This is a genomic window from Arthrobacter tecti, from assembly GCF_054511355.1.
Genome location: NZ_JBTNCT010000002.1, coordinates 230,694 through 250,645, shown reverse-complemented (window position 1 = coordinate 250,645; position 19,952 = coordinate 230,694). Strand labels below are relative to the sequence as shown.

Genomic DNA, 19,952 nt, shown 5'->3' with positions numbered 1-19,952 from the left:
AGCCTTCCCCTACCCGTGGCGCCAAAAGTTCGGTAATTGTTACGCGGACAGGAACTCGATGGCCGTGCTCTTGAACGTCCTTGAGGTTACGGCGTTGGTGTGAGTTCGGCCGGGCAGCCAGAGGACCTCCGCCTGAGCGCTCAGTTCCGCCAGTTCAGGGAGGGTCCGTGCGCGTTCATCGGCCTCACCGGCGACGAATAGCAGCGGCATGTGTGGCACGGCATCGGAGGGCACGAACGGCTCCCGCTTGATTGCTTCGATCATGGTCAGCAATGCGAAGACATCATTCGTTGGGACCAGGCGGGCCATGGTGAGGAGCCCGGCGGTTGACTTATCCCCGATCGGCGTGCCGTCGGTCAGGAAGCGCTGGGCGGCAGCGAGGTCGAATTCGGCCAGCGGATCGCCGCTGCCGGGTCCTCCCAGCACCATCCGGCGCACAAGTTCGGGCTGAGTCGCGCCGAACTCCCAGGCAAGGCGGGAGCCCAGCGAGTAGCCGATGATGTCCACACCGGAGGCCGGATTGCCCTCTGTCAGCGGAACCACGTGCGCGTCCTGGAGTATTTGGAGGATATCGGCCCGGAGCCGGCTTGGGGAGTAGGCATCCATCTCCTCGGGGGCGGCGCTCGAACCGTGCCCCGGCAGGTCCACGGTGACCACTTTCCGGCCGGCGTCTGTCAATGCCCGGACCCAGCCGGAATCCTCCCAGTTCAGCTTCGCCGACGAGGCGAACCCGTGCAGCAGGAGGACCGGGGGGAGGGCTGACTCCTTGGCCGGCGCGGAGATTACGACGTTCAGCCGCGGGTCTGTGCCCTCCACCAGATGGTCGCTGTGCCGTCCCATGACATCCCTCAACTTTCTCTGCTCTCCGGTTGGACGCTCAGTCCTCGTCCAGCATCGCATTCAAGCGCACACGGCGCTTGTGTGCCTGCTCCTTCGGAACGGTGCCGACAATGCCCGCGGTGTCATCCGGCACCTCGAACACGATCAGCGGATCGCCCACCTTGACGACGTCGCCGGCCCCTGAATGAACTCTAACCACAGTTCCGGTCTGGGGCGACGGAAGTTCCACCGCGGACTTGGTGGTTTCCACTTCCACGAGGGGCTGATTCCGCTCAACGTGGTCGCCTTCATTGACAAGCCCTCAAGGTCGCCGGAGCGGTAGGGAACATCGAATCCGGTGACCCGCTCGACAGGCGCCTTCGGGCCGTGCGCCAAATGCAGTGCAAAAGAAATGCGGCGAAGAACTGTGCTCCATTGAACAGATCTCCGCCGCCCGGCCAGCAGTGGCCAACCCGTGTGACTTTAGTCACCGCTTCTGCCCGGATGCAAATCGGTGTCTATCTGGGTGGGCATGTCGGTTATGCCAAAGCGGCAGGTTTGGCTCGGCTGCATGGACTGCCGCTCCTGAAGTGAAAAGGACCCGGTATGACTGATGAACTCGACGCCGGATAATTGAACTGTTCAATGATCAGCCCCGGATGGGCGTACTTGAGGCTTCCCGCGTGCTTCGCGTGGCACGGGCGACGGTACAGGGCCCGTCTTGACCGGATGCAGCTCTCAGGTGTCATTGCAGGCTGGGGTCCGCGGATTGATCCACGCCGGCTGGGCTATCCCGTCACTGCCTACTGCGCACTGACGATCAGCCAGGACACAGGGCATGATGCCGTTGCGACGGCGCTCCGGGGAATCCCGGAGATTCAGGAACTGCACACCGTCTCGGGCGAGAGCGACCTGATGGCGAAGGTCGCTGCCCGCTCCAACTCGGATCTGCAGCGCGTCATCGACGCCATCATCGCAACGCGAACCGTGCTGCGCTCATCCTCGGTGATTGTCCTGAATACGCACTTCGAGGGGCGAACGCTTCCATTGATGCGGACGTCACCGGAGTAGCGAGTGTGCGTCGATTCGGTCCTTCTCGGAAACGGGTCTACAATGACTTACAGTCACATTGACTATAAGTCCCGAAAGCAAAAGCCAGGAGGAGGTGAACGATGGTGACCCCCGATTCAGCCAATGTCTCCGAACGGAGCGAGCAGCCGCCGTCGTTGGCTATCTCCACGGTGATTTTCGCATTGAGGCCAAGCGAATCCTCCGGGCGCCCCGCTCTGTGGCTGCCGCTGGTGCGCAGGATCCGCCAGCCCTACCTTGGGCAGTGGGCACTGCCCGGCGGACCGCTGGCCCACTCCGAGTCGCTGCAGGACGCCGCTGCGCGCAACCTCCTCGATACCACGGGCCTCGCTCCGAAATACCTTGAGCAGCTCTACGCCTTCGGAGGTTTGCACCGTTCTGTCGGCCAGCGGTTGGTCTCCATCGTGTACTGGGCGCTGGTGCAGCCGGACGAGGCTGAGCTGACGCGGGAGTCGACCAACGTGCGGTGGTTCCGGGCGGATCGGCTGGAGGCTCTCGCATTCGACCACAACGAAATAGTGGACTACGCCCTGTGGCGGCTGCGCAACAAGATGGAGTACGGGTCTATCGCCTACCACTTCCTGGGCGAACGGTTCACTCTCGCCCAGGTCCGCGAGGTGTACGAAGCGGTGCTGGACAGGCAGCTGGACCCGGCCAACTTCCGCCGCCAGTTGCGCTCTACGCCGCATATCCAGGAAACCGACGAATACCTTCAGGGCACGCGCCACCGCCCACCACGGTTGTACCGCTACACCGGTCCCGCACCGCTCTACGGAGCGAACCAACAGCCCAAACAGCCCGCAGCGGGCATGAACGAGTCCCAGTTACGGAGAGTCCCATGACGAGCATCAACACCGCAATCCAGCTGATCACCCGTGAGGACGCCGAGCGCCCGCAGGCGTGGGGGAGCACCTGCAGCCCGGAGCTGGCGAAGGGCCCGTGGGAGTTTGATGCGCCCGCAACACCTGAACAGGTCCCCGACTACGGTCCCGGCGCGTCCATGCAGGACACGGCACCCGCCAGCACCCCGCGTCAGGGTGAGCTGCCGGAGGAGTATCGGCTCGCCGGGGAAGCGGAGCTCGACGCCCGCATCGTCGCAGCGAAAGAGACGCTGGGGGACAGGCTGGTGATTCTCGGCCACTTCTACCAGCGGGATGAGGTTGTGAAGCACGCCGATTTTGTGGGCGATTCCTTCCAGCTTGCAAACGCAGCACTGACCAAGCCCGATGCCGAGGCGATTGTGTTCTGCGGCGTCCACTTCATGGCCGAGACCGCGGACATCCTGTCCCGCAGCGACCAGAGCGTCATCCTCCCCAACCTCGCGGCCGGTTGCTCCATGGCGGACATGGCCGACATCGACTCGGTGACCGATTGCTGGGAACAGCTCGAAGAGCTGTTCGGGACCGAGCCCGACGACGACGGCCGCCAGCCGGTCATCCCGGTCACCTACATGAACTCTTCAGCCGCGCTGAAGGCGTTCTGCGGCGAGCACGGCGGCATTGTGTGCACCTCCTCAAATGCGGCAACCGTACTGGAGTGGGCGTTTGAGCGGGGACAGCGCGTGCTCTTCTTCCCGGACCAGCACCTTGGCCGGAACACCGCCAAGGCGATGGGTGTCCCGCTGGAACAGATGCCCATGTGGAACCCGCGAAAGGTCCTGGGCGGCAGCAGCGAGCAGGAACTGCTGGATTCACAGGTCATTCTGTGGCACGGCTTCTGCTCGGTTCACAAGCGCTTCACGGTGAACCAGATCGAGAAGGCGCGGGCGGAGTTCCCCGGTGTGCGGGTGATCGTGCACCCCGAGTGTCCCATGCCCGTCGTGGACGCCGCGGATGAGGCAGGCTCCACGGATTACATCCGCAAGGCGATCGCCGCGGCGCCGGACGGCACCACCTTTGCCGTGGGCACGGAGATCAACATGGTCAACCGCCTGGCAGCGGAGTTCCCGCAGCACACCATCTTTTGCCTGGACCCGGTCATCTGCCCGTGCTCGACGATGTACCGCATCCATCCGGGATACCTGGCGTGGGTGCTCGAAGGATTAGTGGCAGGTGAGGTGCGCAACCGAATCACCGTGGACAGTGCCGTCGCGACGCACGCGCGGGTCGCACTTGAGCGGATGCTGGCCGCGAAGCCGTGACACGTGTCCTGGTTATCGGCAGCGGTATTGCCGGTCTGTACACCGCCCTGGAACTGCGTCGGCGGCCCAACACCGACGTCACCCTGGTGGCCAAGGGCGCGTTACGCGAGAGCAACACCTGGTATGCGCAGGGCGGAATCGCGGCGGTCCTGCCTGGTGCGGGGTCGACGGACAGCACGGGACGGCACGTGGCCGACACCCTGACCGCCGGCGCCGGACACTGCGATGAGGAAGCAGTCCGCGTGCTGTGCGCGGATTCAGCGACAATCATCGACCGGCTGCTTGCCCTCGGAACCCGTTTCGACAGGACCGACGACGGCGCCCTCGCCGTTGGCCACGAAGCCGCCCACGCGGCGCCCCGCATCCTTCACATCGGAGGTGACGCAACCGGTGCAGGTATTGCAGACCCGCTGATCCGGGCCGTCGAGTCCGATCCGCGGATCACCATTCTCGAACATACTTTCCTCGCGGATCTGACGATCAACGGCGGGCAGGTGACGGGCGCCGTCGTCGTTCGTGAAAATGGGGAAACCGTACCGCTGGAAGCCGACGCCGTGGTGCTGGCGACCGGCGGTGCCGGCGGGCTGTTCCGGCACAGCACCAATCCGTCCGTTGCCACGGGCGACGGCGTTGCGGCAGCCTGGCGTGCCGGTGCAGTGATGGCGGATCTCGAGTTCTTCCAGTTCCACCCGACCTCCCTGGACGTGGACGGGCATCCGTTGATTTCGGAAGCGGTCCGGGGCGAAGGTGCGGTGCTCAGGGATGCGGCAGGACACCGCTTCATGGCCGACTATCACCCCGACGGCGAGCTGGCGCCGAGGGATGTGGTCTCCCGCAGCATCGCCCTGCACCTGGCGAAGACCGGCGAAAGCCGGGTATTCCTGGACGCCACGGCATTCAGCACCGAGTTCCTGTCCCGCCGCTTCCCCACACTGACTGCTGTGACAGCGGCGGCGGGCTTCGTCTGGTCCCGGGACATGCTGCCGGTTGTACCGGCGGCACATTACTGGATGGGCGGAATTGCCACTGACCTGCACGGCCGCACCTCCCTTCCGGGCCTGTATGCGGTGGGCGAGGTGGCCCGAACCGGCGTGCACGGCGCCAACCGGCTTGCCTCCAATTCCTTGCTGGAAGGGCTCGTGTTCGGGTCCCGCGCAGCCGGCGCCATCACCGGTTCGGCTGGAACCTTGCCGGTGTTCGACGCGCAGGAAGTTGACCTGTCGGTGGGGCGCGAGACCGCCCGGCGCGACGACGTACGGCAGGTCATGTCCGAGCACGTCTGTGTGCTGCGCGACGAGTCCGGCTTACGCGTCGCCGCCAAGCAACTGGCCCAGTGGCGGGCTGGCGGATCGTCGATCAAGGACCGGGAAACCGCCAATCTGCTGCTGTGCGCACGGTTGGTCACCCACGCGGCTGCCCTTCGGAACGAGTCAAGGGGCGCACACTACCGCAGCGACTTCCCGGCGGCTGGTGCCGCCGTCGTTGGACCTACCATGCTCAGGAGCAGCACGTGAGATTTGCACTGGCCACCCCGTCCGCGGCCGAGGTCCACCGGATCGTCGCCGCAGCCCTGCAGGAAGACGCACCATGGGGTGATGTGACCTCACAGGCGCTGATCCCGGGTGACGCGCGGGCAGAGGCTGCGGTGGTTGCCCGCGAGGCCGGAATCTTTTGCGGCGAACAGGTGATCGAGGCCGCCATGCGGTTGACCGACCCCGGCCTGCAGGTCGCGTTCCAGGTTGCTGACGGGGAAGCGTTCGACGCCGGTGCTGTGCTGGCTACAGTGCACGGGCCTGCGAGATCGCTGCTGACGGCCGAGCGTGTGGCCCTCAATCTCGCGCAGCGGCTGAGCGGGATCGCAACGCTGACGGGGAAGTTCGTTGCCGAAGTGGCTGGTACGGCCGCCCGCGTTGTTGATACCCGAAAGACGACGCCGGGCCTGCGGGTCCTTGAGCGCTACGCAGTCCGGTGCGGTGGAGGGCACAACCACCGGTTCAGCCTGTCCGATGCCGTGATGGCCAAGGACAACCACCTTGCGATCCTGACCCAGGGCGGCGTCCTTGGGCTGACCGAGGCCCTTCAAGCTGCCAGGGCGCGGCTTCCCCACACCGTCCACTTTGAGGTGGAAGTGGACAGGCTGGACCAGATCGAACCGGTGCTCGCCGCAGGGGTGGACACCATCATGCTCGACAACTTCAGCCTTCCCGACCTTGAGACCGGCGTTCGGCAGGTAGCGGGGCGTGCGCTGGTGGAAGCGAGCGGCAACGTCCGGCTTGAGACCGTCGGGGCAATTGCCCGCACCGGTGTGGACATCATCTCCTCCGGGGCGCTGACCCACAGTGTGCAGGCGCTCGATCTGGGACTGGACATCAGGATCAGCGTCGACTCCACAGTGGGTGGTATGCAGTGATCTACCTCGACGCCGCTGCTACGGCGCCCGTAAGGCGGGAGGTTCTCGAGGCGATGTGGCCGCTGCTCACCAGCGACTACGGGAATCCGTCGAGCCACCACAGCGTCGGGGAATCAGCTGCCCGGGCGCTCGATTACTCCCGCCGCCTCGTGGCGAACGAGCTGAACTGCCGGCCGAACGACGTCGTCTTCACCTCCGGCGGCACGGAAGCCGACAACCTTGCCATCAAGGGCATCGCGTTGGGGCGTCCACGGGGCAGGCACATTGTCGCTTCGGCCATTGAGCATCCGGCGGTCCTGGAATCCCTGGACTACCTTGCGCGCCTGCACGGGTTCAGCATCGACTTGCTTCCGGTGACGGCCGAGGGGATGGTCGAGGAGGCCGTGCTGCGCAACGCGCTGACGCCCGAGACCACCCTGTGCACGCTCATGTACGCCAACAACGAGGTGGGCACGGTGCAGCCTGTTGCCGCGCTCGCAGCGGTGTGCCGTGAGTTCGGAGTGCCGCTCCATACCGATGCCGTACAGGCTGCCGGCTGGCTGCCGCTGGACACCGCGCAGTTGGGTGTTGATGCGATGAGCATTTCCGGCCATAAGATCGGTGCGCCCAAGGGCAACGGAGTGCTGTACGTCCGGTCACGGCTGCCGCTGGAACCGCTCGTTCACGGCGGGGGACAGGAGCGGGGCAAGCGGTCAGGCACTGAGAACGTTGCGGGCGCCGTGGCTGTTGCCACAGCTCTTCAGTTGGCCCAGAAGGAGCGCGAAACCGCTGCGGCTGCGGCAACCACCCGGCGCGACCATCTGATCAATGCCGTGCTGGGCGCCTTGGATGGTGCAGTCCTCACCGGCCACCGCGAGCACCGGTTGCCCAACATCGCATCGTTCTGCTTTCCGGGAACCAGCGGCGAGGCAGTTCTGCTGGAACTGGAGCGTTCGGGCGTGGTTTCCTCAAGCGGCTCGGCGTGCGCGGCGGGCGCAAGCGAGCCATCGGCCGTGATGCTCGCCCTTGGAATTGAGCCGGAGGTTGCCCAGACGGCCCTTCGCCTCTCGTGGACTTCTTCGACTACTGACGCCGAGATCGCGCTGGCTGCCCGCGCTGTCATTGCCTCGGTTCGGACTGTGCAGGGGCTGGGGAACCGGGTCTAGCGTCCTGTCCTGCCAGAAGAGCCGCTATCGCGTTCGGGTCCTCGACATGGGCGAAATGACCGGCTCCCGCCAGCACGACCGTCCGCGCGTGCGGGATCAGCGTCGTCAATTCGCGCAGTTCTGCTGCCGGGGTGAAGATGTCCTTCTCGCCGCGTACCAGAACCGTTGGACAGGAGATCCCACGCCACCTGCCGACGTCGTACTGTCTTAACGCGCGGGCCGCGGCAATGAAGGACGCCGGACGGGCGTCGCGCGCGAGGTCGGTGAAGACCTGCGCCCGAACGCCGGACGGATGGGCGAAGAACGGGGCCAGGGCGAGCCGGAGTAGGCCGGTGCGACGTGCGAAGCCGAGTAGCTTCGGTGCGGCTTTGCGCGTTCCCCCAAGGAATCGCATCAACGCATACATGCCCACCAGCGGCGCCATGGTGGGGTTCCTGAGGGGATTGCCGAGGGCGGCGGCAGCGGTCAGCGCTGTTGGTGAGAGTACGACGACGGCGCGCGTCTTGCCAGGCTCAGACGCGGCGATTTCCATTGCGAGCACCCCACCCATCGAGTGGCCGAAGATGGACCATGACCGGTAACCGAGCGCTCGCAGGACCGTCCTCACCGCGGCACCCTGCTCCTCGATCGTGAAGGGGAATGTGCCGGGAGAATCGCCCCATCCGGGCAGGTCGATGAGGACTATATCTGACTCCCGGCCCGGCGCGCGGGTGTCGAGCAATGCGCTGAATGTGCGCCACGAGCCGGATGCTCCGTGCAGGAAGACCCAGGGAGGTGCTGCCGGCGTCGTGCCTTTCCGGATCCGGACGGCTACGGGCCCGAGGCGCGTGGAGACGGTTTGCTTCATATAGGTGATTCTGCGCCGCGCCCGCGGCGGATGCCTCCCCGCGGTGCCTATTCCTGCATAGAGTTGGAGGCGGGGCCATAGCGAAAGGGGCTGATCATGGCACAACCAGTGCAGATCCGGATTGTGGGCGCGGGCATGATGGTGGCGGCTGCGGTCGTGTTGTCCGGCTGCAATGACTTCGTTATCGGTGACCGTCCGCCGAGCACGGCGCCTTCGGAACCCGCCGCGAGTGCATCGGCTCCAGTATCGACGAGTGCCACGCCGGAGGCGCTTCCCATGCTGCCCGAACGTCCCGCTCCAGGGGAGGGCTGGGTGGCCTTCACGGACGAGCAGCGTCTGGTGAGCTTCGAGCTACCCGAGGACTGGACCGTTGAACCGATCGAGGATCCCGGTGACGGGTTCGAAGAAGGGGGGCTGCACTTCGAGGTTCTGAACGCGGATGGGGACGCCTTGGCGGAGCTGCATACGCGCATTACCCCGCGCCGCGACGAGTGTGAGCAGGAGGCCGCGAGCCCCTACATAGTCCTTGCCAGCGAGCCCGTTGACATCCCCTCGGCTGCCGAGGCTGAAGGATCGATTGAACCACGCTTCGTCCTGCGGATCATCCAGGGCTTCCGCTTCTTCAGCTCCTACGGTGTGACTGACGTGGTGGGCGGTGCCGAAAATTCGGCCTGCGTTCTCCTCAACACCGTCCAGGGTCCGGAACACATCGGTCTGTATTCGTTCGGGGATCGCATTGCCCTGACGGCGCTGGACCCGTCCCAGGTGGGGTCCGGAACCGAGTCCTTCCCCACCATCGCGGATGCGCAGAAACGCTTCGACCAGACAGACTTCGACCAGATCCGACGGATGATTACCTCGCTCCAGGTTGCGAGCTGATTCATTTCGCCGGGCTCCGACTGGGCATGCGCTTCGCCGCTCGCGTGATGGCCCCGCCTGACCTCGCGTGATGGCCCCGCCTGACCTCGCGTGATGGCCCCGCCTGACCTCGCGTGATGGCCCCGCCTGACCTCGCGTGATGGCTCGGCCTAACTTGGGGGTGCCTTGCTCATGTCTGGCTGAAGCGTGTCTAGCTGGAGACGGCCTTGCTTATATCGGCTGGGGAATCGTACTCCTTGTCTGGAAGGTTCCTGAGCGCTGACACCACTGAATCATCGGCGCCAGACTGTTCGGCGTTGCTGATGAGATCGTCCTTCCTTGCCGGGTAGTCAACCCCGCCGAGGGCTTTCTGAATGTCAATGGGGCTGGGTGAATCTGCCATGATCTTCCTTTCTGGCCCCCAGGGGCGCTGTCGATGACAAGTTCAACAGTATGCTTACTATTCTGTCGGCTTCAAGAGGCCTAAGGCGCTGATGAAGCGCCGCGGCCATATTCGCTTGACGCCACAGCGGAGACGGTTGGTGTGTGCGCACGTGGAACCCACCGCGCGGACTCGCGGGGTGGCGACTCCTGCATCCCCCTTCTCCAATCAGAAGGGTGGTGGTTTGCTGGTGTAGATTTTCCCGGCTGGTGAGGTTGCGGTAATAATGCCGGGTGCGGGTTGGCTGTACATCCAGCCGCCGTCGGATTTCCGGGCGTGATGCTTTCTGCATAGACATTGAAGATTCCCGTGGCAGGTTCCTCCGCCCTGGTGCCAGGGAATCGTATGATCAAGTTCGCAGCTCGACGCGGCCCGGTTACACCCCGGATGCCTGCAGGTTTTATCCCGGATCCGCACCCAGTCCTGTAAATGTTTCGGCGGCCGGTACGTTTCCCGCCCGATAGATAGTGCTGCCCCCGTTTCCGGGTGGGTCAGGATCCGCATGAACGACGGCGCGTGCCCGGCCAGCCTCGCGGCGGTGTCAGCGTCGATGGGGCCATAGCCTTCCAACACTGGGAAGCCGCCTGTACGCCCAATCGAAGCACGGGCAAAGGAGCCACCCGCAACAGAGTCACCGCCAACGGAGCCACCCGCAACAGAGTCACCGCCAACGGAGCCACCCGCAACAGAGTCACCGCCAACAGGGTCGCGTGAACCGGGGTGAAAAGTAACAGAGTCTTTCTGGTCCCCGGTGTCTGCGCTGGTGTCTTCGCCGTCGAAGGTACCGCCCGGTATTTGAGCATTCCTGGTGCGTCCGTAGTCCAGGAGGGTGGTGACGGGGACGGTGAGGTGCACGGTGGCGTTGATGCCGCGGAACCCGGTACCGGCAGTTGGTTCCCCGGCACAGGTGTGGGTGAGGACATCGGCGAACACGTCAGCCCGCAGTTGGGTGAGGGTGCGTTCCTCATCCGGTGCCTGTAAAGCGCGGGCTCCGGCGTCGAGGCGCTGGTAGATCCCGCACGCCTGCTCTGCCGGTAGGTAGGCGCTGAGCCAGGCCATCCCGTCAAGGTCGTGTTCGAAGACGACCCTGCGCTCGGTGATCGCCCGCGCCCTGCGGACCGGTGCGGCTTCGGGATGCAGAACTTCCCGCAGGCCCCGCGCCAACCGGGAGACCTTCGCCACCGTGGTCTGCTCAGCACGTTCGACCAGGTCCTTCTCGAACTTCGAAGCTGCTTCAGCGGCGATGCCACCGCACTCCTCAGCGACCGTTATCGCGTGCCGCCAGGAGAGCTTCCCGGCCTCCAGCGAGGTGAGCGTGTGCTGGTACTGGTGGATCAGCATCCGGGACTGCTCGACCAGAACCGTGGCTGTCCGGTCCGGTAACCGTAGCAGAGCACCGATTTCAGCGGCGGCACGGGACGTGGCAAGTTCATCGGCCTTCGCATCGTCGGCCCGTGATGGATGGTAAGTGGAGGTGTCTTGGTCTTGGAGGGTATAGAGTTCCCGGATCCGATCCACCAGCCGGGCCTTCTGCGCATCAGCCCAACACTGCAACTCGTTCAGAGACTGCAGCGTCGTCACCGCATCACCAAGCTCCTCCAAAGCGCCGGCTGGTGGGAGTTCGACCATCCCCCAAGGGCCTGCCGGAGCAGGCACATCGGTGCCCTCCCAGATGGGGCCGACAGTCCCTGAATCGTCCCAACCCACCCCCGCCGACCCGGCGCCGTCGAAGGCGGCACCTGCCGGCCCGGCGCCGTCGAACCCAGGGCCTGCTGATCCGGCACCCGGCGCGGAACCTCCCGACGAACTCATAACCCCAGTCCATCATCCGCCGGTGACATTCTCATCGGGCACACAAGCGACCACCAATCCGATGCGGAACCTCCTGATGAACTCATAACCCCAGTCCATCATCCGCCGGTGACATTTCTACCGGGCACACGATGGAGCACCAACCCGGCGCCGAACCTCCCGATGAACTCATAACGCCAGTCCATCATCCGGCTCTGACGGTGAGCCGCCGAAGTAGCCCTATCTCGCCGCTGGAAGCCCCGCATACACAACGCCCGTGAGCTCCTCGCTGACGCTCCAAAGACGTGCCGCGGTCACCTCATCGAGAACGGACGGGGCGGGAGCAACGAGCGCCGGCCCGCCACGGGTCTCCCCGGGACCGTCGGGGCCGTAGTAGTCGCCTCCGTGTACCTGATCCCCGGTGGCGGCAAGGATGGTGGGTTGCGCGCCGGCCTCGTCCGACTGACCCATAACCCGAAAGAAGCCGCCCAGCAGGTCCAGGACACCCGCGCCCCGCATTCCCGCGGTGAGGTTGGTCGACGACAACCCGGGATGAGCCGCAACCGACAGGAGCGGCCAGCCTGCTGCGCGTACCCGACGGTCCAGTTCCATGGTGAACAGCAGATTGGCGAGTTTGCTCTGGTTGTAAGCCTTCCAGGGGCGGTATCGCGAGTGCGCATTGAGATCGTCGAAATCGATCCGCCCGCGCTTATGCGCAATGGAGGAAACGGTAACTACACGGGGAGCCTGCGACTGACGGAGGGCATCCATCAGCAGGCCGGTCAAAGCGAAGTGTCCGAGGTGGTTGATGCCGAACTGCTGTTCGAAGCCGTCCGGGGTGCGCCGGAGCGGAGTCGCCATGACGCCCGCATTGTTGACCAGCAGGTCCAGCGGGCCGGACCAGTCCGCAGCGAAGGAACGCACGGACTCGAGACTCGCCAGGTCGAGCAGCCTCAGCTCGAGCTTCCCGCCGTCCGAGGCTGCCTCCGCCCGGCGCAGCGCCGCGGTTCCGCGCTCCTCGCTGCGGCACGCCAGGACCACAGAAGCTCCGCATCGTGCCAGCTCGATCGCCGTCCGCAGTCCTAACCCGCTGTTCGCACCGGTGACGACGGCGGTTCGTCCGTCGAGGCGTTGCGGGTGCGGGGTACTGGAAGATGTCACTTGTACTCCATCGAATGTCGAATTTTCGTGGTCAGCGCGAGGAGTTGCTGCATTTCAGCTTCGTCGAGCACCGGGCCCAGGAGCGCATGGATGCAGCGCACGTGTGCAGCACCGATGTCCCGCTGCAGATCGCGACCCGTCTCCGTCAGGGCCAACAACACGCCCCGTTGATCCTCCGGGGCCTGCTTGCGCTGGATCAATCCCTTGGCCTCGAGCCGCTCAACCATGCGGCTGAGACTCGGCTGGCTGATCAGGAGGTGGTTGTTCAGTTCATTCAGGCGGGTCCAGCCGGTGGGGCAGCGGCTCAGGTTGAACAGCACGTCGTACTCGCCGAGCGCGAGTTTTTGGAAGGACGGATCCCGCCGCAGCCTGCGCATCACCGCCACCTGGGCCCGGAAGAGCGATTCCCAGGTGTCGGCGGTCAGTCGCAGCGGCGCAAGTCCGGGTTCAGGCATCAGCGGTCACCGAGGCCTTACGGTTCTCGAAGGTGGGCGCCGCGGGGATCGAGGCAGGCGTCCGCTCGGCGAATTCCTTCCGCAGGGTCGGCAGCACCTCGGCGCCGAACAGGTCCAGCTGCTCCAGTACGGTCTTCAGCGGAAGTCCGGCATGATCCACCAGGAAGAGCTGCCGCTGGTAGTCGCCGAAGAATTCCCGGAACGTAAGGGTCTTGTCGATTAGCTCCTGAGGGCTGCCTACGGTCAGCGGGGTTTGCGACGTGAAATCCTCAAGGGATGGGCCGTGACCGTAGACGGGCGCATTGTCGAAGTACGGCCGGAAATCGTTCACGGCGTCCTGGGAGTTCGGTCGGATGAAGAACTGGCCGCCGAGCCCAACGATGGCCTGCTCGGGCGTTCCATGGCCGTAGTGGGCATAACGCTCACGGTACAACGAGATGAGCTGCTGGTAGTGCTCCTTCGGCCAGAAGATGTTGTTCGCGAAGAAGCCGTCGCCGTAGTAGGCGGCAATCTCCGCAACCTGCGGTGTCCGGATGGACCCGTGCCACACGAACGGTGCCACGCCGTCGAGAGGGCGCGGGGTGGATGTGAAGTTGTGCAGGGGAGTGCGGTGCTTGCCCTCCCACGTCACCACGTCCTCGTCCCAGAGCCTGCGCAGCAGGTGGTAGTTCTCGACCGTAAGGTCAACGCTGTCCTGGAAATTCTTGCCGAACCAGGGATAAACCGGCGCGGTGTTTCCGCGGCCAAGAATCAGGTCTACGCGCCCGTCCGCAAGATGCTGCAGCATGGCGTAGTCCTCGGCGATCTTCACTGGATCATTCGTGGTGATCAGCGTGGTTGAAGTCGAAAGGATGATCCGGGAGGTCTGTGCGGCAATGTAACCCAGCATCGTAGTGGGTGAACTCGGCACGAACGGACGGTTGTGATGCTCGCCGGTCGCGAAGACATCCAATCCCACGTCCTCGGCATGCTTGGCAATGGTCATCATCGCCTTGATGCGCTCGTGTTCGCTGGGCGTTGTGCGGTTGGTGGGATCCGCAGTCACGTCGCCGACGCTGAAGATACCGATCTGCATGGGATTTCCTCCTGATAGAAGTACATGCATTTGCATCTACTGTACTCCGTAACCGCTGCCTTTCCGCATTTGTTCCCTGCGTCTACGGGCCCGCCCCAAGGCGGGCAAAGATACCTTTGTCAGCACCACGCCCAGCACCACCAGGGCCCCGCCCACGGGTTGATTCCAGTTGAACCTCTCGCCCAGCACAAGAACGCCGGCAAGGACCCCGACCAACGGGGTGAGGTACGTGACCGAAGCGGCGCTCGTTGCACCCCAGCCCGCGACGATCTGCGTGTTCCAGATGTACGCGAGCCCTGTGCTCAGCGCCCCGAGCGCGAGGACCGCCAGCACCACCGGCGCACTCAGCGACACCGGCTGCAGCGCCGTGAAGGGAGTCAGGACCAGCACGACGACGGCGCCAAGACCTACCTGCCCGAACGCCACCGATGCGGCCGGGAGCCCGAGCGGACTGATGAACCGGCGGATCCAGACGAAGCCGATTCCGTAACAGGCAGTCGCGCCCAGGCACATGAGTTGCCCGGCGAGCCCGGCGCCGTCGTCGTTCATTGAACCCGGTAGCCCGACGACCACCAGCACCCCGAGGAAACCCAGCGCCAGCCCCGCACCTGCCCTGGGCGTCAGCCGTTCACCGGGCAGTGCAAGGATGGCCACCAGCGCGGTCAGCAGCGGCGTCGTTGCGTTATAGATGCTGGCCAAGCCCGACGAAATGGTGGTCTCGGCCGCCGCGAACAGCGTAAACGGGATGACGCAGAGGAACAGTCCAACGATGAGCAAGTGGGCCCAGACGCGCAAACCCCGTGGCAGGGCGATGCGGCCTACGCACACCACCAGGCCCAGCGTGAGCGCGCCCACGAGCAACCGCCCGAGAACCACCTGGCCCGGCGACAGTCCCTCCAACGCGACCTTGATGAACAGAAAGCTGCAACCCCAGGCGAGGGCGAGAAACACGAAGCGCAGCACGAGGCCGGCGTTCGTTGGGGGAGTCATACCCCGACTCTAACCCTGCAGTGACAGCTCCTGCTCGCGGGAATCGGACATCGGATTTCGGGCTTCTCGCCGGCCTTCGACCAGCCGGTAGAGCACCGGCACCAGCACCAGCGTCAGCAGCGTGGAGGACACCAGCCCACCGACGACGACGACGGCGAGCGGCTGCGATATGAAACCGCCCCCACCGGTCAACCCCAGCGCCATCGGAGTGAGCGCGAAGACGGTTGCGAGCGCCGTCATCAAAATGGGACGGAGGCGCTGCCGGGCGCCTCGGATGATCGCGTCGTTGACGCTCAGGCCCGGTGCACCGTTGTGCGGTCGCCGGTACTGGTTGATCAGGTCGATCAGCACAATGGCATTGGTCACGACAATTCCCACCAGCATCAGCATGCCGATCAGCGAAGGCAATCCGAGGGGGATGCCCGTGATCACCAGCAGGGCTATGGCCCCGGTGGCGGCGAACGGAACCGAGACAAGCAGGATCAGTGGCTGGACCAGGCTCTTGAACGTTGCCACCATGATCACATAGACAATCGCGACGGCGGCCCACAGTGCCAGGAACAGTTGCCCGAATGATTCGGCCTGCTGTTCGGCGGCTCCGCCCAGCGTCGCGTTTGCTCCGGCAGGAAGGTCCACGCCGTCCAGCCGTTCGGTGACGGCCGAGGTCAATGCGCCGAGGTTGTCCCCGGACGGTGTGACCGAAATCCGTGCCGTCCGCTCACCGTTGGAACTGGTGATGGTCAGCGGGACCTGCACCTCCTCGACGGTTGCCACCTCGGTAAGCGGGATGGGGCCGGCGGGGGTCGGAAGCGACAGGCTGCGCAACTGATCGAGGCTCGTGATTTCCGTACCTTCGCCGATCAGGATGGGATAGTCCGTGGCATCCAGGCGCACGGTTCCGCCCGGGATGGCGCTGATGCTGCCGCCAAGCAGTGCGCCGATCTGCCCTTCGCTCAGGCCAGCCTGTACCGCTGCAGCCCGGTCTACGCTGATCTGGATCTGCGGCTGGGCGGCTGCCAGGTTGCTTGTCACATCGCGTGCGCCCGGAACGTTTTCCATGGCTGCGACGACGGCGTCACTGGCCTCCGCAAGGATGTCCGGTTCGGGAGCCGTGATGTTGATATCCACCGTGCTCGAGGTGCCGAAGCCGCCTTGCTGGCTGGATAGTGAGATATCAACGGCATCGTGGAGGTCGGCAAGTGCTGTGCGGACCTCATTCTGCAGGAGCGTCTGGTCCGCGTCTTCCTCCGTTGTGACGGTGAACTGCGCCGTGGATGCTCCCGCAGAGAAGCGTGCGCCAAGCGAACCGGACGCGTTACCCACCGTCACCTGGACATCGCGGATCTCCTCGAAGTCGGCGAGGACCTCCTCCACGCGTCCGGCTTCGGTGATGGTGTTATCCAGGCTGGAGCCCGGCTCCTGCCGCTGTGTAATGCTGAAGCTGTTCTGGCCGGTGTTGCCGAGCAGGTTGGTCTGCATGTTCGGCACCAGCGCCACCGTCCCGGCCAGGACCAGCACGCCCGCAACAACTGTCCACACCGGATGGCGCTGAGTTGCCCGGAGCACGGGCAGGTAGCCGCGCTGCAGCCAGGACCGCTGTTCCTTCCCTTCCGCGAGCTGCCGCTGCTCCAACGCGTCCACAGTGCCCACGGCACGCGGAAGGAACCAGTACGCCAGTACCGGAACAATGGTCAGTGACACTGCCAGCGAAGCCAGAAGCGCGATAGTGACGGTCAGCGCGAACGGCCGGAACAGCTCGCCGGCAAGGTCACCGACAAACGCGATGGGCGCGAACACCGCAACAGTGGTGAGCGTCGATGCAGTGATCGCACCGGCAACCTCACGAATGGCGGTGAGGATCGCCGTACGCTTCTCCTCGCCGTAACTCAGGTGCCGCTTGATGTTCTCGATCACCACGATCGAATCGTCCACCACCCGCCCGATCGCGATAGTGAGCGCACCGAGGGTCAGGATGTTCAGGGAATACCCGGTTGCCGCCAACCCTATAAAGGTCACCAGCAGTGACAGGGGAATGGACAGCGCGGTGACCAGCGTCGAGCGCGCTGAGAGCAGGAAGACCAGAATAACGACGACGGCGAATCCCAGTCCCAGCAGACCCTCAGTGGTGAGGTCCGCAATGGAGCGTTCAATGAACGGCGCCTGGTCGAAGATGACGGTGATGTTGGCGGCGTCGCCCAACTCGGCCTCCAGTTCAGGAATCAACGCCGTTACGGTGTTGGAAAGGGCCACGGTGTCGGCGGAGGGGACTTTGGTCACCGTCAGGGCAAGGGTCTCAACTCCGTTGGTCCGGGTGACGGAGGTGGCGGCGTCGTCGTCGATGGACACCTCCGCCACCTCGCCGATAGTTACCGGATCCGGTGCGCCGGCGGCGGGGGACCCAACAGCCCCAAGGATCGGGAGGCTGCGAATGTCATCGAGGGACTCAACGGGGCTGCCGGCCTGGATGGTGAGCGACCGCTCCCCTTCCTCGAGACTGCCGACGGGAAAGAGTTCGCCGTTGTTTTCCAGTGCGTCGACGATGTCGCCGATCACCAGCCCCTGGGCGGCAAGTTCCTCCTCGCGGGGGAGGACTGAAATGTTCTGTTCGGCGCTGCCGGTGATCTCGGCGCTGCGGACACCCTCCACTTTCTGCAGACGTGGGACAGTGAGCCGTGCCAGTTCTTCGCCGAGTTCGCTCAACGGCTGATCGGAGGACACCGCCATGAACACGATCGGGAGATCGTTGACGCTTCCCGCCAATGATTGTGGTTCCACGTCCTCGGGCAGGACCGGGCGGACAGTTGAGATTGCGCGGTCCACCTGACCGCGGGCACGGTCGAGGTCCGTGCCGTAGGCGAACATCAGGCTGACCGTTGAAACGCCGTTCCGTGAGGTTGCCGAAGAGGATTCAAGTCCTTCGACGCCGCTCAGCGCGCTCTCAAGCGGTTCGCTGACCTGCTTGTCGAGGTATTCCGGGCCGGCGCCCGGGAGCGAGGACACCACGGTAATCTGCGGAAACTCCAGCGAAGGAATCAGTTCCTGCTTCAGCGATCCCATGGTGATCACCCCGAACACCGCAGCAAAGACGGTGATCAGGGCGATCAGGGCGCGGTTGCCGAGCGAGAGCTGCGCCAAACGGAACATCGGTTCTGCCTTCTGCGGGCAACGTGCCATTCACTACCGTTGGCTCCGCGGTTATTTGAGGCCGAGCACCCCGTCCGTCATCGACAGGATGTCCTCGGCGAGCGACTCATTCTCGTTAAGCTTTGCACCGTAACCGGGGATCATTTCCTTCAGTCTCGGTTCCCAGGCGGCAAGCTGTCCGGGGAAACAGCGACGAATCAGCTCGATCATGATCGGGGCCGCCGTCGAAGCTCCAGGAGAGGCACCGAGCAGGGCGCCCACGGTGCCGTCTGCGGAGGTGATGACCTCTGTTCCGAACTGCAGGACGCCGCCCTTGCCGGGTGCTTTCTTGATGACCTGTACACGCTGGCCCGCAGTGATCAGTTCCCAGCGGTTTCCGTCGGCCGAGGGGACGAACTCATTGAGGTACTCATTCTTTGCCTCACGCTTCTTCAGGACCTCTGAGATGAGGTACTTGGTGAGCGGAATGTTGTCCTTGCCGACCGCCAGCATAGGCAGCAGGTTCGAAGGCCGGATGGACGTGGGGAGATCGAGCAGGGAGCCACGCTTGAGGAACTTGGTGGAGAAGCCGGCATAGGGTCCGAACAACAGGGACCGCTCGCCGTTGACGTAACGGGTATCGAGATGCGGGACGGACATGGGAGGAGCACCGACAGAAGCCTGTCCGTAAACCTTGGCATTGTGCTGGTTCACCGTGACCGGGTTGGTGCACCGTAGGAACTGACCGGACACAGGGAAACCGGCAAAACCGCGTCCTTGCGGAATGCCGCTCTTCTGTAGGAGGTGCAGGGCGCCTCCACCCGCGCCGATGAAGACGAAGCGCGTATTGACGGTGTGCTGCTGCCCGGTTGCGCGGTTGCGGACCGTGACATCCCAGCGGTTCTGCGAGGTCTTTGAAAGGTCGGTGACGTCGTGGCCGTACCGGAGGTCGACGTCGTTCTCTCCCAGGTAGCTGGTCAACCCGCGGGTGAGGGAACCGAAGTCCACATCGGTTCCGCCTGCAACGCGCGAGGCCGCGACCGGCTGGGACGGCTCGCGGTCCTTCATGATCAGGGGAGTCCACTCGGCAATGCTGCCGTGATCCGTGGCGAACTCGATCGTCTTGAAAAGGGGCTGTGAGCGGAGGGCTTCATACCGGCGGCGTAGGTACTCCACGTTGGACTCGCCCCACACGAAACTCATGTGCGGAACCGCGTTGATGAAGCTGCCGGGATCGGCCAGATGGCCGTTCGAGACCATGTGAGACCAGAACTGGCGGGAAATCTGGAACTGTTCGTTGATAGAGACGGCCTTCGCCGGATCAACTGAGCCGTCTCTGCCGGCAGGGGAGTAGTTGAGCTCGCACAGTGCGGCGTGCCCGGTACCGGCGTTGTTCCAGGGGTCGGAACTTTCCAGCCCTGCGCGGTCAAGCCGTTCGAAGAGCGTGATGCCCCAGTCCGGCTGTAATTGTTTGAGGAATGAGCCCAGTGTGGCGCTCATGATACCGCCGCCAATAAGAACGACGTCAGTGTGGTTCGCGGGCTTACCCGCCTGGCTGTCAGCAGTCAAGATGAGTCTCCAATAGCAAGGGCGCTAGCCCTAGAAGC

General features: G+C 64.5%; 17 protein-coding genes and 1 pseudogene. 7 read left to right on the top strand and 11 right to left on the bottom strand.

What is annotated here, in order from left to right; translation table 11 throughout:
* Window positions 1–39: 39 nt before the first annotated feature.
* Together ACX80C_RS03605 and ACX80C_RS03600 are read right to left on the bottom strand one after the other, a co-directional pair.
* Window positions 40–840, bottom strand: coding sequence for an alpha/beta fold hydrolase (locus tag ACX80C_RS03605; RefSeq protein WP_459324861.1), 801 nt, complete (start codon window positions 838–840; stop codon window positions 40–42).
* Window positions 841–877: 37 nt separating this feature from the next.
* Window positions 878–1,138 (bottom strand): annotated as a pseudogene (locus tag ACX80C_RS03600) (biotin/lipoyl-containing protein); the annotation flags it as partial.
* A 410-nt stretch (window positions 1,139–1,548) separates the two neighbouring features.
* Between ACX80C_RS03600 and ACX80C_RS03595 the strand changes: the two are divergent.
* The 6 genes from ACX80C_RS03595 to ACX80C_RS03570 all read left to right on the top strand — a co-directional run bounded on the left by ACX80C_RS03595 (window position 1,549) and on the right by ACX80C_RS03570 (window position 7,603).
* Entirely contained in the window at window positions 1,549–1,890 is a 342-nt protein-coding gene (locus ACX80C_RS03595; RefSeq protein ID WP_459324860.1) for an Lrp/AsnC family transcriptional regulator, read from the top strand.
* A gap of 101 nt (window positions 1,891–1,991) precedes the next feature.
* Entirely contained in the window at window positions 1,992–2,750 is a 759-nt protein-coding gene (locus ACX80C_RS03590) for an NUDIX hydrolase (protein ID WP_459324859.1), read from the top strand.
* Window positions 2,747–4,048 carry a quinolinate synthase NadA gene (gene nadA / locus ACX80C_RS03585; protein WP_459324858.1) on the top strand — a complete coding sequence of 434 codons (1,302 nt, stop codon included), beginning with the start codon at window positions 2,747–2,749 and terminating at the stop codon, window positions 4,046–4,048. Before ACX80C_RS03590 ends, nadA begins: the two co-directional genes overlap by 4 nt.
* Window positions 4,045–5,562 carry an L-aspartate oxidase gene (gene nadB / locus ACX80C_RS03580; RefSeq protein WP_459324857.1) on the top strand — a complete coding sequence of 506 codons (1,518 nt, stop codon included), beginning with the start codon at window positions 4,045–4,047 and terminating at the stop codon, window positions 5,560–5,562. Before nadA ends, nadB begins: the two co-directional genes overlap by 4 nt.
* Window positions 5,559–6,458, top strand: coding sequence for a carboxylating nicotinate-nucleotide diphosphorylase (gene nadC, locus ACX80C_RS03575; RefSeq protein ID WP_459324855.1), 900 nt, complete (start codon window positions 5,559–5,561; stop codon window positions 6,456–6,458). Before nadB ends, nadC begins: the two co-directional genes overlap by 4 nt.
* Window positions 6,455–7,603, top strand: coding sequence for a cysteine desulfurase family protein (locus ACX80C_RS03570; RefSeq protein WP_459324854.1), 1,149 nt, complete (start codon window positions 6,455–6,457; stop codon window positions 7,601–7,603). The genes nadC and ACX80C_RS03570 overlap by 4 nt, the downstream gene beginning before the upstream one ends.
* On the opposite strand, the gene ACX80C_RS03565 is transcribed toward ACX80C_RS03570, so the two are convergent.
* Entirely contained in the window at window positions 7,557–8,450 is an 894-nt protein-coding gene (locus tag ACX80C_RS03565; RefSeq protein WP_459324853.1) for an alpha/beta fold hydrolase, read from the bottom strand. The genes ACX80C_RS03570 and ACX80C_RS03565 overlap by 47 nt on opposite strands.
* A 96-nt stretch (window positions 8,451–8,546) precedes the next feature.
* Here ACX80C_RS03565 and ACX80C_RS03560 point away from each other — a divergent pair, with 96 nt between their 5' ends.
* Window positions 8,547–9,329 (top strand): hypothetical protein, encoded by a 783-nt coding sequence (locus tag ACX80C_RS03560; protein ID WP_459324852.1) that lies wholly within the window; start codon window positions 8,547–8,549, stop codon window positions 9,327–9,329.
* A gap of 190 nt (window positions 9,330–9,519) precedes the next feature.
* Here ACX80C_RS03560 and ACX80C_RS03555 read toward each other — a convergent pair whose 3' ends face one another.
* The 8 genes from ACX80C_RS03555 to ACX80C_RS03520 form a co-directional block, all read right to left on the bottom strand.
* Window positions 9,520–9,711: a DUF2795 domain-containing protein gene (locus ACX80C_RS03555; RefSeq protein ID WP_459324851.1), complete on the bottom strand. Its 192-nt coding sequence runs from the start codon at window positions 9,709–9,711 to the stop codon at window positions 9,520–9,522.
* Window positions 9,712–9,918: 207 nt separating this feature from the next.
* Window positions 9,919–11,562 carry an HNH endonuclease signature motif containing protein gene (locus ACX80C_RS03550; RefSeq protein WP_459324850.1) on the bottom strand — a complete coding sequence of 548 codons (1,644 nt, stop codon included), beginning with the start codon at window positions 11,560–11,562 and terminating at the stop codon, window positions 9,919–9,921.
* Window positions 11,563–11,781: 219 nt separating this feature from the next.
* Window positions 11,782–12,702, bottom strand: a complete 921-nt coding sequence (locus tag ACX80C_RS03545) for an oxidoreductase (RefSeq protein WP_459324849.1) — start codon at window positions 12,700–12,702, stop codon at window positions 11,782–11,784.
* Window positions 12,699–13,157 (bottom strand): MarR family winged helix-turn-helix transcriptional regulator, encoded by a 459-nt coding sequence (locus ACX80C_RS03540; protein WP_459324848.1) that lies wholly within the window; start codon window positions 13,155–13,157, stop codon window positions 12,699–12,701. Before ACX80C_RS03540 ends, ACX80C_RS03545 begins: the two co-directional genes overlap by 4 nt.
* A complete protein-coding gene (locus ACX80C_RS03535) occupies window positions 13,150–14,232 on the bottom strand; it encodes an LLM class flavin-dependent oxidoreductase (RefSeq protein ID WP_459324847.1) in 1,083 nt (360 codons plus the stop codon). The genes ACX80C_RS03540 and ACX80C_RS03535 overlap by 8 nt, the downstream gene beginning before the upstream one ends.
* A 36-nt stretch (window positions 14,233–14,268) precedes the next feature.
* The gene (locus tag ACX80C_RS03530; RefSeq protein WP_459324846.1) at window positions 14,269–15,222 is read right to left on the bottom strand and encodes a DMT family transporter; all 954 of its coding nucleotides are present in this window, start codon (window positions 15,220–15,222) and stop codon (window positions 14,269–14,271) included.
* Between the two features lie 9 nt (window positions 15,223–15,231).
* Entirely contained in the window at window positions 15,232–18,366 is a 3,135-nt protein-coding gene (locus ACX80C_RS03525) for an efflux RND transporter permease subunit (protein ID WP_459324845.1), read from the bottom strand.
* A gap of 51 nt (window positions 18,367–18,417) precedes the next feature.
* Window positions 18,418–19,914, bottom strand: coding sequence for a malate:quinone oxidoreductase (locus ACX80C_RS03520; protein ID WP_459324843.1), 1,497 nt, complete (start codon window positions 19,912–19,914; stop codon window positions 18,418–18,420).
* Between the last annotated feature and the right edge of the window lie 38 nt (window positions 19,915–19,952).